Below are 16,736 nucleotides of genomic sequence, written 5' to 3'. Positions count from 1 at the left end.
ATCCTGGCAAAACAATAAAGGTGATCTTATGAAAAGTTTAAATCTGTAGTGCCAAAATTCGATTTCCTGAAGTTGTAACTCATTGATTTTACACAACTTAATTTTTTGAGTCATGAACTTAGGTTAATAGTATTTTCTTTGATGTTTTTTTCATTTTTAAACCTCCTCCTAAAAAGTTCTTAAGATTATTTTTCTCATTATCTAAAGCTAAAACTAAAGTAGTTTTTTTACTCCCTCTAAAAGTATATCTAATGTAGTAGCCATTTGAACTATTCGTTTACAATGCAACTTATTAGGGTCATCTCGTGGCATCTCAGAGAGTAAATGATCTGCCCGGATATGAATAGACTCAGCAAGGTCTATTAATTGTTGAATATCTTTAAGTCCTTTTCTTTCTGAGATAAGTTCGTCAAATATACGGAAGCATGATTCCTTCATTAATTGGAAATTCTTAATAGCAATTGCTACTTGAGTGCTTAATAAAGAAACCAGCGTTTGATCACTCTTATTAAACTCCTTACCTCTCTCCTTATTGCATAAGTTGATAACACCAACTACTTCTCCCTCACACTTTATGGGAACACTAATTAGAGAAGAAATCTGAAGGCGTGTCCTTTTAAAGAATGGGTCGTTATTTAGGAGTATCTGATTATTAACAATTTGTGGTTCTCCTTCTTTTGCTACTTTTCCAATTATCCCTTCTCCTATTTGAATAAGATTTTCTTTAATGACTTCTTCTCCTTCAATATTACCTATAGTTTTTTCTATCTTTAATCTATTATTAGCTTCTTTATCTATTAACATTATAAATCCTTTATCAATTCCCAATAAATTCATAGCTTCCTCTAAAGACAAGGCACCTATTCTTAGATAATTATAACCAAAATAATTTAAATATTGACTTATCTTATATGAAAATTTACTAATTCGCTCATAACTAATAATTGGTGCTAACATAAGTGCAACAGCAGAGGCTAATCTTTCATCACTTTCTGTAAATCCTAAGCTCTTATTGAATAGACAAAGGATTCCTATCAGTTGCTCCCCCAGTCTTATAGGTACACCTAAGAATGATTGCGTCTTAAAATCAAGTTGAGAGAAAAATGGGTCTTCTTCAAGTAAGGAAACATCATTTTCTATCTTAGGGATTTCATCTTTAGCTATCTCACCAATAATTCCTTCATCAAAAGAGACAATGTATTTATCAACCCAGCCTTTTGGGTTTAATCCATAAACAGCTTTAGCTACCATTTTATTTGGTTTAGGTCTTTTTTCAAACTCTTTTAAAAAGATAACTCCTCTTTCAGCATTTAATTTGAGAGCTAAAAGAGACAAAGTATCTTCAATACTCTTTAATTCAGGCTTTTCACTCACCATTTCAGTGATTGTGAATAAGACCTCTAACTGTCTCCAAGCCTCTTCTAATTCTGTTTGGAACTCTTGTAATAATTTATCATTTGACATTTTATTTCTCTCTTACAATGATAAATTTAAGCCTTTTTTATGGGATAATGGGATTTTTCTTCCGTACTATAAGGAATTTTTCAACTACTTCAGGATCAAATTGAGTACCAGAATTGTCTTTTAATTCTTTAATAGCTTCATCTGGAGTCATTTCTTTCCGATATGGTCGTTCAGATGTCATGGCATCATACGCATCTGCTACCCTCAAAATCCGTACTAACAAGGATAAATCTCCAGCATTGCATTTTTCATAGCCTCCTCCGTCCATATCTTCGTGATGATACCGAATTAAAGGTAATAATTTTTGTAGGGCTTTTATAGGACTTAGGATATCCTCACCAACTATAGGATGTCTTTTTATGACCTTCCAGTCTTCATCTGTCAGTGGTTCTTCTTTGGGTTTATGTAGAATCTTCTCAGGGATTGAGATCTTGCCTACATCGTGTAAAAGAGATGCTATTTTGAGTATCTCAATATCATCCTGGGGAATCTGAAATTCCTTTGCTGTAAGTTCTGCATATCGAGCAACCCTTTCAGAGTGTCCATAAGTGTAAGGATCTTTAGTGTCTATAGTTCTACCAAAAGCCTCAATAATCTCAAAATATTCCTTTTGAATCTTAATGATAGTAGATAATTGAGCTGCAACAGACAAAGCTACTCTTTCGTCACTTTCTGTAAAATCTACTCCAGAACTCTTATTCAAAATACAGATTACACCTAATATTTGTCCAGATAATGTAATAGGAACACATAGACATGAGTTAATCTCATAATTTATTTGTCGAAGGATTGGATCACTATTAAGTCTAGTTCTATCATTTTGAATTACAGGAGTTTTATTTTCAGCTACTTCTCCAACTATCCCTGAACCAATTATAACGGAGAGATTGTCAATCAATTCTATATTCAATTTATAAACAAACTTTATACTCATCTCTGTTGAAACTTCCTTTTTTAAATCCTTTAAGAAAATAATACCTTTATCAGCATTCAACTTCTGAACTAATAGAGATAATATATCTTCAATAATATTTATTTCAGAAGTTTGCCCAATCATTTCATTAATTGTAAAGAATACTTTTAGCTGTCTCCAGCTATCTGCTAATTCAGTTTCATATTGTTCAATTAAATATTCGTTACTTTTATTTGACATCTTACCTCTTTAATCTTTTTGATTTTAAAACATATCTTAAAGAAAATAATATATTAACTTTTTTCTAAAATTAACCTTACTGTATCTTTTAAATCATTGACATCAAAAGGTTTTTCAATGCAATGGTCAACTCCTATTTCTTGAAGTTTTTTCTTATGCTTTTCCTTATATCCTAAAATTGTAATTCCAATAATAGGAATAGTTTTAGTTACCTCATTTTCTTTAAGAAGCCGACCAATTTCATACCCATACTTCTCACTTACCTCAACTCCTTCCTCACCAACTTTTTCTGCAGGTAATATAAGATCCAGAGTGATCAAGTCAAACTTTTTCTCTCCCTTCACTATCCTATCAATAGTCTCTTTAGCATCTTTAGCAGTAAATACTGTTTCAGCATTATAACCTTCGCTTTTTAAAACAGTCACGATCATTCTTGAATGAACAGGATTATCTTCCACCACTAAGATATTTTTTTGTGGCATTGTATAGTTCCTCCTTTATATTGGTTTTCTCAAATCTATTTTATTTTGTAAAAACAATAAATTACTGCTTATCAGTTTGTATTATTGGTAAAGTAAATTCAAATGTACTCCCTTTACCTACTTCACTTTTTGTGACTGAGATTTGTCCACCATGAGCTTCTACAATACTTTTTGTAAAGGTTAATCCAATTCCTGCCCCTTCAACAAATTTTGCATTTCCCCCTCTATAGAACTTTTCAAAAATATGGGATAAGTCGTTTGGAGGGATACCTATTCCTTCATCGCTGACCGAGATACAAATCCAATCATCCTTCTCCTCTGCACTTATTGTAATAGTCCCCTTATTTGAATAGTTTAGTGCATTGGAAAGTAAATTCTCTAAGACTTTAGACACCCATTCCTTGTCTCCCATAATTGATGGTAAATCTTCTGATATTCCACTAATATCAAATTTTATCCCCTTCTGTTGTGCAGGAAGGTTATAGTGGGTAATTACATCTTCAATTAATTTCCTCAATTGAAGAGGGACTTTGTTAATAATATCTTTAACACCTTCTATCACTTTAATATCTAATAAATTTTTAATTAGATTAATAGAATAATCACTTTCTTTAACTATTTCCTTAAAATAATCCTCTTGTTCTTTAACATCTGATACAATTCCTTGTTGTAATAATTGAGTGGACTGTTTTATTATTGATAAAGGATTCAATAATCTATGACTTAAATCACTAAGTAACTCATCTAATAAGCGAGTATTTTCAAGAACAATTCCAATTTGCTCTGCTAATGTTTTAATCACTATGGCATCATCTTCAGTAAAACTTTTATCATCATATTCAGACTCACGCTCTCTCGTTACAGTAAGGACTCCTAAAAGTTTACCGTTTTTTTTAATAGAAACACCAAGAAATGTCTTAATTTCTATCTCTTTAATACTTTCATTTTGTTTTACTAAATAATCATGATACTTTCCTACACCACCTATATGTCGAGTATCTGCCTTCGTATTTCTGATTATTACTGGTTTTTCACTCAAAGCTACTGAACCTGTGAGTCTCTCGCCCAATCCATATTCAGCATCTGGAGGTAACCATCCCTTTGGATAAACAGCTCCTAATGTTAGTTTTTTATTCTCACAATTATATAAAAATAAAGTACAGATTCTACCTTTTAAGGTATCAGCAACTGTGTCAACTACCGACTGTAAAAGTTGTTTCATCTCTCTAATTGTATTTAATTCATTGCTTATTTTACTAATCATTTCTAACTGATCAACTCTCTTTTTCATTTGAATAAATAAGTACTGACCCATAGCTGATTGATGAGCAGCAGCAAATGATGCCTGGTCAGCAAACAGTGAGAATATCTCCATTTCAAGATTAGTAATTGGCTTTTTATTATATTTATTATCTGCAATTATAACTCCTATAATCTTTTCTTTAAAGATTAATGGTACAATTGCAAGAGTCTTTGGAGGGTCAAGTTCTTTTAGGAACCTCTGTATTTCAGGATAATCGTTTATATCTTTAATATTAAATGATTTCTTTTCCAATACACTTAAAGTAAGTATTCCTGGTTCTTCCTTAGTTACAGGAATAGATATTGTCCGGACTATTTCATTCATTGAAGTATTCCAGATATTACTAATTTCACATTGAGCAATGCAATCTTCAATGGTCATTTTTTCTATCGATTTCCATATCTTTATAGCTTCTTCTTCTGTAGTAGGTCCAATTCCCATTTTACCTTTTAAACATTTTTGTTTTTCATCCAATAACAATAATACTGCTCTATTAAATCCTAATCCTTTTCCAAAAGTAACACCAGTTAAGATCAGGTAAAATATTTTATCTATATCTTCCTCTTTTTGTATCCAAGAGTTTATCATATATAATGTAGTTATTCTTTCTTTTTCTTCTTCTACTCCATATATCTTCTCTTGTAATTCATTAAGTTTAATATTTTCAAGACATAATGCAACTTCCTTACATAATTTGGAAAGAAATTCTAAATCTTCATCAGTATAGCATTCGTCATCTTCTACCTTCCTTCTTACCCCTAATAAACCAACTAACTTATCTCTATATATTAAGGGAAATAGAAGTATAATATTTACTTTTTCAAGTACATTTTTAAGTCTTTCCTGTACCTCTTTAGACCTTGAGTATTTTTTTAACCTATCTTTAAATAACTCTCTCTTTTCCTCTTTAAACCATTTTATAATAAATTCATCTGATTTGAATATAATTGTTCTTCTTTCATTCTCATCCATTCCGATTGTAGCGGCACTAACTTTATATTCTTTCATTTCTTCATCTAATAACATTATAAAAACCTCAGTAACATTGGGAATTATCTTTTTGATGGTATTCATGGTTTTGCTAATCAATACCTCTTTATCAAAGATGAGAGTAAGTTCCTCTTCAAATTCTGTAATTATTTGTTCTAATGCATATCTTCCAGGAAATAAATATTTATTAAGGAAGGTAGTCGGCTTTTCTCTCACCTGGAAAATGAGTGTAATACTTCCCACTATTAAAGCAGTAGAAATGATGGTAAGAATAAGTCCAAAACCTGGAGGAATTACAAATAGTTTGCCAATTCCAAGTATAAGGATAATAAATATAAAGAGGAAGGGGAAATAAATAACTCCTTTTCTGACTATAATATCCATTAATCTATATTTAAAGATACCGTAACTTATAAATAAAGTAGAAAGGAATACTATAATATGCCCCAAAGGGTATATGAGAGGGAAACGCATAGCCAGGGCATGCGTAGGATTATATGCTACAACAGTATTAGCTGAACCACCTACAAAGGCTATAATTACCCCCATCCATAGGTATAACAATCTTCTTTTTTCTATCCTATCTTTTGTCACCCACCATTTTCTAAATAATAACAAGATTCCATAACATAGGAAAAATAGTAAATTAAAAATATTAAAGAAATACCATTCTCCTGCTACCGGGTAGAACCCATATTGGGTGTGGATAACACCTTTAACTATAAATCCCTTCTCTGGAACAAAACTAAGTAGCATCTGAATAAAACTAAAAATATAGCCTATCTTACAGATATTCCAATGAATATTCCTCTTACTCTTCGTAATAATTAATGAGAAGTGAAAAAAAGTTGAGTAGATGAATGGTATACCTATTTTAGGAATTATTAAGCAATTTAAGGCAAGGATTTCATTCTCTTTTGGGATAAGAGATAATACTGCATATTCAAGGCCCCAAACACTAATACACAACTCTAAAAGAAAAAAGATTTGATTTACTTTTTTCTTTGGGTTTCTAAAAAGGACAAAAAATGCTAATAAGAGAGTAGCACTAGTAACAAGTAAATAATAATTACTATGGTGAATGTCCATAATATTCATCTTTTAGTACCTCACTTTAAAATCTCACATGAATATTCATTAATCTATAGTTAGTAATAGCATAGATTATAGCCCCATCACACAAGATATTTGCTAAATGTCCTAAGGGATATATTTGATATGTTTGGATGCTATATTCGAGAAAAACATCACTTATGCCACCTGCTATACCTATACATATTCCTATAAGTAAATACAATAATTGTTTTTTCTCTATCGCATCTCTTGTAAGTCTATATTTATTATATAAAAGATATGTTCCATAACCAATAAGAAAAATAAATATTAAATCAAATAGAAAATGAAATCTTCCTACCCCAGGAAAATAAAAATCATATTCAGGTAAAAACTTCACTCCCTGAACTATAATCCCTTTTAATAAATCAAAGATTACTAAAAGGAGCGTAATGATATATCCTGCTATATAAATATTCCTATTACTGTTTTTGTGATCTTCTATAATAATTAAAGAGAAATGAAAATAGGTTATAGGAATAAACGGTACAAATATCTTTGGAATTATCAACCACTTTAAAGCAATGTCTTCTATAGAAGCAAAGAATATTCCTAAATATCCAAAACTCCACCCACTAAGAGATATTCCTAAAAGAAAAAATACTATATTCAAACCTCTTTTGGGGTTATTAAAGAGTACAAATAATGCTAATAAAAGATTAGTAATTCCAGCAATTAAACATGTAGTACTATAAAAATTCATTTATTTTTACCTTTCAGATAAGGTTATTCCTTCTTTATTAATTCATCCCCTTTAGTTATTATCAGTTTTTATACTTCTTAGCTAAAATATAAAAAAATATTCCTTTTCCTACATCCCGTACCATATTAATCTTAAAGCCAACTTCTTTTAATAAATTAAGTAGTTCATCTTTACTAAATGTTACTTCAGGAGGAAATAATAGCTTTACATATTTAAAGACCTCCTTGGGAATCTCTGCAACAAAAAAACTCCCACCTTCTTTTAATACCCTAAATACTTCCTTCATTACTTTCTGATATTCAACCACATGGTGTAATACCTCAAATGCAAAAACAAAGTCAAATGAGGCATCTGGAAATGGCAAATTAGTAGCATCAGCTTGCTCTAGCCCAATTTTATCCTCTAATTTAACACTCCTAATCTTCTTCCCTGCCTCTTGAAGTTGTAATGAATCAAAGTCTGTAGCAATTATCTCAATCTGAGGAAATGCCTTAACAAGTGATATAGCTCCAATTCCAGTTCCTGTGCCAATCTCAAGACATTTAGCTTTCTTTGGGATTTTATCTTCTATCACTGCCTTTACAATTGGGAATTCGAATCTATTCCACAAATACTCTCTAATAGAGTTACTAATTAACCACTTTTCTATCGATTTCATACCTTTTACTTAATCTTTTGCCTTAAATCTCCTAATTACTAAGGCTGAGTTTTTACCTCCAAATCCACAGGTATTTACAACAATTACATCTATATTACCCTTATGTCCTTTATTTGGCACATAGTCAAGGTCACATTCTGGATCTTCATATTCGTAATTAATGGTGGGTGGGATAAATTTATTCTCCATCGCCAATGCACAAGTTACTAATTGATGAGCACCTGCTGCACCTATACTATGACCCAGCATAGACTTAGTAGAGCTTACCTTTAATTTATATGCATGTTCACCAAAGAGTTTTTTAATTACTAAGGTTTCTGTTTTATCATTTAAAATGGTAGCCGTACCATGGGCATTGATGTAATCTACATCCTCTGGTTTTACATTAGCTTTTTGTAAAGCTAATGTAATAGCCCTAATTGCCTCTATTCCATCAGGGGCAGGGGTAGAAATATGGTAGGCATCATCAGTAGCAGCATAACCAAGTATTTCAGCATAGATATGAGCATTTCTTTTTAAGGCATGTTCAATTTCTTCTAAAATCAAACTACCTGCCCCTTCAGATATTACCATTCCATCCCGCAGTTTATCAAAAGGACGACTGGCAATTTCTGGTTTATCATTATAAGTAGATAATACTCCTCCCATTCTGGCGAATGAAGCTATGATGGCAGGTCGTATAGGAGCCTCTGCTCCTCCTGTAATAATCAAGTCAACATCTTCATTTTGGATAGTCTCAAAGGCATGTCCAATGGCATCAGTTGCTCCAGTACAACCAGTAGAAATAGTTATACTGCGTCCTTTTAATTTTAATTCATAGGAGACCATACTTGAAACTGCACCACCAAACATAATTACGGCAAGGAAAGGACTAACTGTTTTATATCCTTTTCTTAAATATTTTAAATGTTGATCTTCTCCAAATGCAAATCCACCTACTCCTGCACCAATGACTACACCAAATTTTTGTGGGTTTTCATTACTTAAATCTATATTGGCATCCTCTATTGCCATTCTACTGGCAGCAATAGCAAACTGGGATGCCCTATCTGTTCTCTTTACACATTTTCTATCCATATACTCTAAAGGGTTAAAATCCTTGACCTCTGCAGCTATCTTTACTGGTATGAATGAATCTTTAAACGAGGTTATTCTTCCTCCACCCGACCTACCTTCCTGTATCCCTTCCCAAAAGGTCTCTTTGCCGATTCCAATAGGTGAGATGACTCCTATTCCTGTAATTACTACACGACGCTTTTTTTTACCAACTTCTTCTATAACTGGACTGGACTTCTCCATTTTAATATTACCTTTTAAAGATATTAGATTAGAATTGACAGATACCTGCGAGTGTAAAGGCGTATGAGTGATAGTTATAATTTACATTATTTATCTCTCGATCACCCCAGGCATATTCATAGGTAGCATCAACCAATAGATTGTGCCAGGTATACCCCCTGCTTAATCCTAAGGTGATGAATTTTTTATCAACCTCAACTAAATTAGTAAGACTAACTCCTTTATCTGGAACAGCCGCCGGGTCAAGAGAAAACCCTCCCCGCAATAACATCTTATCATCTAATTTATACTCTCCACCTAACCGAACTCGATTAGTAACCTTCCAATCCAAATCTTTACTTATATCTTTTAGAACCACAAGTCCTGCCGTTTCAAAATCTATCTCCTTACCCATGGTTGTCCAGTCAGTTCGAGCGAAATCAGAAGTTAAGGTAAGTCTTGGATTATATCTATAGGCTATACCAATTCCATAGGTAGTTGGATGATGAACTTTTTGTGTGTAGTCACTGCTTTCGTTTATCCCTAAAAGTGTATGCTGGGTTTTAGCTGAGCCATCTAAGTCTATTTTACTTCCAGTTCTATAAACCATACCTATGTTTAACTCTGGCTTAGGTTTATACATCAACCCAATGATTCCTTCAAACCCTGTTCCTGAACCATCTGATTCAGAATTAAAGGTATAATTTAACGCAGGGATTGCGGCACAGGTATATTTCTTCTTCGCATCTTGCGTTAACTTTCCATATAGGTAATTTATTCCACCACCTACTGATAACTCTGGGGTTATTTCTTTAGCCAGAGAGATAGTGGTAACCATCATATATAAACTGGTTTTATATGCCCCATAGATGTCAGCATTAGTATTTAAATCCTTTATTGTATCGTCCCAATCCATCTTGTTAGAGATAGGAACATATATCCCACCACCAATAACAAAATCTCTCCATTGTGTATAACCTCCTATACCAGGATTATAAAGATGCGTGGTTACTTCTTCTTTATTAAAATATGTAGGTTCATTATATGGGGCAGAGGGTATCCGAGTGAAGACATCATTCTGGTCTATACTCATATCTGCTTGATTTGGATTAGCTACTGAATTGCCATCTTTTATCTTTGGGTTAGGTTGAGTTAAAGACAGTCCTATCCCTTTATTTTTTAACTGAGTCAATCCTGCTGGATTCCAATAGACAGCAGTCCAATCATCTGCTAAGCCAATAAAGGCACCCCCCATAGACAGTGCCTTAGCCCCCAGTCCAGGTGACTCATAACCACCAGCAAAAAGAATAGAGACCTGTCCTATTGCAAGAACACTAACTATTCCTAAAACCCACAAACTTTTCTTTAACATTGAAAATTCCTCCTTTTTATAGGCTAAAAATAGTCATAACCATAATTTATATCGACTTAAAGACTCAAATTCTTTAATTTTTAAAATAGCACTTCTAACTCTATTCAATTTCCCACTTAAATAAAAAATAGCAGGTTAAAAATTATAACCTGCTACTATAATGGCCTAATAGAATTTGGATAGTAATATCCCTTGATACAGAAGAAATTATTCTTCTTCCCTCCCCAGCCAAATATGACATCTACTGTTTCTCCTTTATAATTAAACAGAACTAAGTACATATTTTGAAATGTGCCAGTATCAAAAACTGTATCTATAATATCACATCCTGTATAAAAAAGTCAAGAAAAATTTTTTTTACTGATAGGAATTTGATAATATGTCCAGACGAACATCCTTCAAGAGATTGACAGGTATGTTATACTGATATAACAAAACCTAAAAATAAAAGGATGCCCATCATGAAATATCTTGTTTTAGACGCTCATAGCGACTTTTGTTCATTTGGTGTCCTTTCTGAGGACAATAAGATTCTTACCTGCATCAATATTGAAACAAGTGATAAAATTATACCATAATTACCTTATTCTGTCAATATTTTTCAAAGAGCCGAAAAATAGACATAGAAATAGTCATATTACTCTTTAGCCTGTATAAAGGCATTTTTTAACCCGTTTGATACACTACGACTGACAAAATATCCTGTTTTGGGGTTTGGTTGTCTTTTTGCCGCTTACCTTAGCAGGGATGGTGAAAAATATTTTTCGCGAACTTTTTTATTTTTTGGTTTTTTCAATGATTAAACCACTCTCGCTCTCCCATACCATAACAACTAAACTTAACATCTCCTCTACTACTTCAACTTTCAACCTTATGTTGGCATCACCTCCAATTCATCTTTGATATGATGTGGAAACCCTTCCATTATAATTATAGGTTTAGATAATCTCTAAATAATCTTTAGATAATCTTATTAAAATCTTATTATAATCTTTTTTGGGACATATTTTGAGACATTTTTCACTAAATTGAGACATTTATATTGCTCTATATCTTTTATCCCGTGTAGTTCCTTCAGCTTTTACATAACCTAGCTTCTCTAACTTCTTAAAGTCTCTAAATGCGGTTTTTCTTGTAACATTGAACATCTTAGCATATTCCTTATTAGAAAGGATTTTCTTCTCATTTATCATTAACCTCAACGCCTCAATCTGTCGTTCATTCAGTCCTAATTCTCTTAAACTAACATACCTTTCTTCAGGTATGTTGGAAACTAAATCTAAGATTTTATCTTGAGGGCCATAAAACTTTACCACAAAGAAATTCCCTTCTTCCATAAATTCAGGTTCAGATAGCCCATAGTTTTTCATAAACAACTTCATTTTGCTAATTCCAGTTCCGAATCTTTCCATATCCAAAGTCCTATTGAAAATATCACAGAGAATTCTGTTTCTTGTCGCATGTTTGCCCTCTAAATCTTTAATAGATAAACCTGGCAAAAGTTTCCCTGGACTACTAATTTCAATTCTATCATCAAATATAGAAATCATAATAGGTGCTTCCCGAATGTTATAATCGCGATGAGCAATAGCATTAATTACTGCTTCTCTTATTACTTCATAAGGATATTCAGGTATTTCTACCCTTTTGAATTCAACTATTTTACTGGCTAAACGAGTATTTCTCTTAAAGAACGATTCAACTTCCTCCAACATTTTATATATTGGTCCATTAATTTCTTGAACATCAATAGATTCGGTTCTGGTAGAGCCTCTAAATCGAGCAATCCTTATTTCATGTTGAGGAATGAATTCAGAAGGATTTCTCCCAAAGAAAAGCAAAGCGGCATTGGTAATTTTAAAATTACCGTTCTCTTCTCCAATAATTTTTATCCTATTTACTAAAACATCTTTTATAGAAATTTTGGAGATATCGACCTTGTGTTTAATTGTTCTATTTTCTAAGAAATCTTTTACCTCTTCCTCATTTATATCTGTATATTCTGCATTTCTACAGAATCCTTCGTCAAAAGGTGTTTTACTTACAAGTCTTGCTTCATCAAGGTAAGAAATAATGGTTTTAAGAAGTTTTGTCTTAAAATCCTCATTGGTAGTAAAGCGGACATAAGTATGCCGGGACTTAATATCTTGTAGAAAATGTTGCATATCCTCATCTCTTTTAGTAGCATCTTTACCTTTAATAAAAATAAGGATGTCTTTTTTAGGGTATAATTCAGTGAAATATCTGTATTCTCTTTCAGTTCCAGATAAGTTATCTTTCCTCGTTTTTTCACCATATTTATAACCAAATATTCCCAGGTAAATATCACTTTTGGCTACTTCTTCAAGATAAGTCGAGACAGGTGATTTGGATTTAGCCGGTAGTTCTTCAAAGAGAAAAACATCAAAAACATTATTTAGCGTTGGATGTTCACGGATTATCTCTCTCACTGATAAACGTTCTTTTTTTAATTCTTTTTGATTACCACTAACAAATATTCTATATTTCATTCAAGGTTATCCTATTAAGTGTTGAAATTTAGGTGGTGGTTCCCCCAAAGAGGAACGGCTACAAGAAATGATACCAGAAAGCAGAATAAAAGTCAAGGAATTTATATTTTCCGAAAAATAGACATAGAAATAATCATCCTACTCTTTAGCCTGTATAAAGGCATTTTTTTTAACCCGTTTGACACACTACGACCGACAAAAATATCCTATTTTGGGGTTTGGTTGTTTTTTTGCCGCTTACCTTAGCAGGGACGGTGAAAAATATTTTTCGCGAACTTTTTTATTTTTTGGTTTTTCCAATGATTAAACCAGTCTCGCTCTCCCATACCATAACAACTAAACTCAACATCTCCTCTACTACTTCAACTTTCAACCTTATGTTGGCATCACCTCCAATTCATCTTTGATATGATGTGGAAACCCTTCCATATATAATTATAGGTTTAGATAATCTCTAAATAATCTTTAGATAATCTTATTATAATCTTTTTTGGGACATATTTTGAGACATTTTTTTACCAATTGAGACATTTTACTCTATTGCTCTATATCTTTATATCCCGTGTGGTCCCTTCAGTTTTTACATAACCTAATCCCTCTAACCCTTTAAAGTCCCTAAATGCGGTTTCCCTCGGTAACTATTCAGTCACAGATGAACACGGATGAAACACTGATTTTTTAACTATTTAGCCAATTGAACACGAATATCACGAATAAACGAATTTCACGAATATGTTATATTAGTTCACTATTTTTCTGCTTTTTCTTCATTCATGCCATTCGTCCAGTTGTGTCCTTCGTGTTCCCTTACTTCATTTTGGCAAAGTGTTGAATAGTTACGATATCTTTTTAGCCATACCTGAATCCTTCTAATTATTATCCCTACAAAAATATCGCCTACAAAATTGTAGGGGAGTATCTCTTCTTTAACCAGAGTTTAAAAATAGGGTCAGTGAACTCGTATAAGCCCTTATCCTCTTTTAAAAGAATCCCTTTATCTATGAAATATTCGATATATCGGCTTATAACATTAGAATTGCTTTTGGTTATCTGACATATCTCTTTTGGAGTATGAAGGTTATGCACAGCCATGGCACAAATTATGCCTTTTTCCTTATCACTGAAGGATTTAAACTCCTCAAAAAAGAGTATATCTCCTTCTTGAGCAAGAAAATCCTCGAATGCCTTTTGCACCAGTTCCTGGTTTATTCTTTTCTCTCCTGTTCTGTTCAACTCTCTCCCGATAAATTGAACATAAAAGGGTATGCCTTTGGTAAGGTTATACAATTCCTCCAGTGCGTCTTCATTTATCTCACCCTGTATATTCCGTAGCATCAAAGCTCTGACCACTGAAATGTCAAAAGGGCCGATATGCCTTATGACAAACTGCCTGTAAAAAGCCGCAGAAGGAGAAAGCACTGCTGCATCCATCGTTCTTCTTATAGAACCCGAGACGCAGAGAATAGTTCTGGTCAAGTCTTCCTGGATAGTCCTTATTTTCCTGATGATGCCCTCACCGAGTTTTGTCCCATTTTTCACATCCATAATTGAAGGGAATTCATCCAGGATTAAGACCAATCTCAGGTTAAGTTCCTCAGCAAGTTTTTCAGCAAATTCAAAGACTTTTTTCACCAGAAGATTTATATCCATCTCCCCTTTTTTGCCTGCGGCCAGTGAAATTTCAATATCTTCAAAGATACTTATCTTAATATCAATCGTCTTCAGAAAATCAAAAAACTTTGTTGCCGGGACCTTGAGAATATGTGCTATCTTATATTTTAAAGAGAGCCTCTTTTTTACTGCTTCGATAATGGAGATAGTAATCTGGTTACAGAGGTCAACAGCGGTATTTTCAATAATATCCCAGAGTGAAAAATAGACAGCAACAATATCGTCTCTTTGGTTTAGTCTTCTCGCCACTTCCTTGAGAATAGAGGTTTTACCAATTCTCCTTGGTCCAACCAGGGCATATCCCATTCTTACTTTTTCATCCGTGAGGGTTTGAAGCATTTCTTCAAGGATATCTTCTCGATCAATAAAATCTTCCTCTGTTGCTGGCTGTAGTGTAAAACTCATCTATGATACTCCTTTTTTAACAAAAGTGATAAGATAGTAGTAATGTGTATTTTCTCAGCCCTGTAAGGGCGAAATGTTTATAGTATCAAATGTTACAGTCCACTATCTCCGTAGGAGCAAAATGTTTAAAAGAATAACTCATACATACACTCAACTATATAGCCACAAATTGACAGTTCGCTACTGGGGAGCTAATCCTGACCTGTCTTGACCCTGAACTGGTTTCAGGGGATTCAGGACCACTTGCTACCGAACTTAATGCTGTAATTACTACCGGTAATTTTTCAACCGAAGCTATTTTATTATATGCGGAAACTGCTTCTTTTGGTTGATTCCTCCTGTCTTCATAATAGATATAGAATTTGATAGAAGACCTCTCATTTATTTCTTCAACAGCCAGATCAATATAAAGGATAAAAATTCTACAATAGTTCACGCAATTCATCGCGTGTCATCTCGCAATCACGCAGTATCTTAGACATTAGTCCTATTCCGATTGTTTCACCACGATGAATCGGTAGAACAGTGCGTCGTCCGTCAGGATGCTGTAGAAAATGATGACTTCCTTTAACACGAATCACTTCAAAACCACCTCGTCGCAATGCAGTCATAACTTCTTGCTCTGTTAGATGCGGAAGTTTTGTCATGTTCCCACCCAAATACGCTGAACACCAATGAATTCCTGTGGTAAGAATTGTTCCCCCTCAACCTCCAAGCATAATTCGATTGCTTCTCGAATTCGTTTCATCAAGGTGTCAAGCGATTTTGCTTGAGTATGACAACCGCGTAATTCTGGCACACTGGCTACATAATAACCTTCAGAGTCAAGTTCAATAACGACATTAAATGCTCTTGTCATCTACCGTTACCTCTTTTTATCGGATATTGATTTAATATCCTTTTATGTTATCCAGTTCGTTCAGCAAGGATAGTATAACGCATCTCAGTATCTATGGTTTATGAATAGACATCATATTTTTCATAATAGGAAGGTGGGAAGGGATAATCTCCTTGCTAATATTTTCTTTAATCTCATCAGGTTCCCCTTCCATAACTCTAATCTTTACCCATAAGTTTTACTGGACAATGTTACATTCATTCACAATTCGCAATTCACCATTCACAATTCACCATTCACAATTCACCATTTCTTCCCTAAATCTCCTTAAAATGGTGAATGGTGAATGGTGAATTGTGAATTATCACTCTTCACGGTGTCCACTAAAAATTGTGGGACATGATTAGTCCATAACTACCTGCCCATTCTTAATTATATACCCTCGTGAGGTAATTGTCAAGCATTCTTTTACTTTTTGTTCAACAAGGAGAACAGCGATGCTATATGCCTGGTTGATTTCCACAATCTTTTCCATCATCCCCTTAACCAGACCTGGGGCAAGACCTGCAGATGGTTCATCAAGGAGAAGGAGTTTCGGTCTATTTAAAATTATCATCCCCAGGGCAAGCATCTGCTTTTCGCCACCAGAGAGAAGTCCTGCCCTCATGTTCTAGTGTCGTGTTGAGTAAGTTTTGCACGGGGCATCATCAGGTTTCGTAACCTGCAAACGGATAATTGGTAACTGGTAATTGGTTAAATAGTTTCGTCCTGAGCTCAGCCGGTAATCCCTCAGTTA

Annotated in this window: 14 protein-coding genes; all 14 read right to left on the bottom strand. The window is 33.5% G+C overall.

The features are described 5' to 3' along the window. Window positions 1-213: 213 nt before the first annotated feature. The 14 genes from AB1414_05250 to AB1414_05185 all read right to left on the bottom strand — a co-directional run bounded on the left by AB1414_05250 (window position 214) and on the right by AB1414_05185 (window position 16,607). On the bottom strand, window positions 214-1,464 hold the full coding sequence (locus AB1414_05250) for a GAF domain-containing protein (protein ID MEW6606849.1): 1,251 nt from the start codon (window positions 1,462-1,464) through the stop codon (window positions 214-216). Between the two features lie 37 nt (window positions 1,465-1,501). Continuing rightward, complete coding sequence (locus AB1414_05245; protein MEW6606848.1) at window positions 1,502-2,617, bottom strand: HD domain-containing phosphohydrolase; 1,116 nt, start codon at window positions 2,615-2,617, stop codon at window positions 1,502-1,504. Window positions 2,618-2,670: 53 nt separating this feature from the next. Continuing rightward, entirely contained in the window at window positions 2,671-3,099 is a 429-nt protein-coding gene (locus AB1414_05240) for a response regulator (protein ID MEW6606847.1), read from the bottom strand. A gap of 61 nt (window positions 3,100-3,160) precedes the next feature. After that, window positions 3,161-6,490 (bottom strand): ATP-binding protein, encoded by a 3,330-nt coding sequence (locus AB1414_05235; GenBank protein MEW6606846.1) that lies wholly within the window; start codon window positions 6,488-6,490, stop codon window positions 3,161-3,163. Window positions 6,491-6,506: 16 nt separating this feature from the next. Next, the gene (locus AB1414_05230) at window positions 6,507-7,208 is read right to left on the bottom strand and encodes a histidine kinase N-terminal 7TM domain-containing protein (GenBank protein ID MEW6606845.1); all 702 of its coding nucleotides are present in this window, start codon (window positions 7,206-7,208) and stop codon (window positions 6,507-6,509) included. 61 nt (window positions 7,209-7,269) lie between these two features. Beyond that, entirely contained in the window at window positions 7,270-7,866 is a 597-nt protein-coding gene (locus tag AB1414_05225; protein ID MEW6606844.1) for a class I SAM-dependent methyltransferase, read from the bottom strand. A 9-nt stretch (window positions 7,867-7,875) separates the two neighbouring features. Next, window positions 7,876-9,165 (bottom strand): beta-ketoacyl-ACP synthase II, encoded by a 1,290-nt coding sequence (gene fabF / locus AB1414_05220; GenBank protein ID MEW6606843.1) that lies wholly within the window; start codon window positions 9,163-9,165, stop codon window positions 7,876-7,878. 28 nt (window positions 9,166-9,193) lie between these two features. Next, window positions 9,194-10,516 carry an outer membrane protein transport protein gene (locus tag AB1414_05215; GenBank protein ID MEW6606842.1) on the bottom strand — a complete coding sequence of 441 codons (1,323 nt, stop codon included), beginning with the start codon at window positions 10,514-10,516 and terminating at the stop codon, window positions 9,194-9,196. A gap of 1,037 nt (window positions 10,517-11,553) precedes the next feature. Beyond that, on the bottom strand, window positions 11,554-13,026 hold the full coding sequence (locus AB1414_05210; GenBank protein MEW6606841.1) for an ATP-binding protein: 1,473 nt from the start codon (window positions 13,024-13,026) through the stop codon (window positions 11,554-11,556). A gap of 897 nt (window positions 13,027-13,923) precedes the next feature. Further along, a complete protein-coding gene (locus tag AB1414_05205) occupies window positions 13,924-15,102 on the bottom strand; it encodes an ATP-binding protein (protein MEW6606840.1) in 1,179 nt (392 codons plus the stop codon). A gap of 154 nt (window positions 15,103-15,256) precedes the next feature. Then, entirely contained in the window at window positions 15,257-15,547 is a 291-nt protein-coding gene (locus tag AB1414_05200) for a hypothetical protein (protein MEW6606839.1), read from the bottom strand. Next, entirely contained in the window at window positions 15,525-15,749 is a 225-nt protein-coding gene (locus tag AB1414_05195) for a type II toxin-antitoxin system HicA family toxin (protein MEW6606838.1), read from the bottom strand. Before AB1414_05195 ends, AB1414_05200 begins: the two co-directional genes overlap by 23 nt. Continuing rightward, window positions 15,746-15,961, bottom strand: a complete 216-nt coding sequence (locus AB1414_05190; GenBank protein MEW6606837.1) for a type II toxin-antitoxin system HicB family antitoxin — start codon at window positions 15,959-15,961, stop codon at window positions 15,746-15,748. The genes AB1414_05195 and AB1414_05190 overlap by 4 nt, the downstream gene beginning before the upstream one ends. Before the next feature lie 382 nt (window positions 15,962-16,343). Continuing rightward, window positions 16,344-16,607, bottom strand: a complete 264-nt coding sequence (locus AB1414_05185) for an ATP-binding cassette domain-containing protein (protein MEW6606836.1) — start codon at window positions 16,605-16,607, stop codon at window positions 16,344-16,346. Window positions 16,608-16,736: the final 129 nt, after the last annotated feature.

The organism is bacterium (assembly GCA_040755795.1).
Lineage (GTDB): Bacteria > UBA9089 > CG2-30-40-21 > CG2-30-40-21 > SBAY01 > JBFLXS01.
Note: the sequence above shows the minus strand (reverse complement) of the source record. Positions and strands in the feature narration are given on the sequence as shown.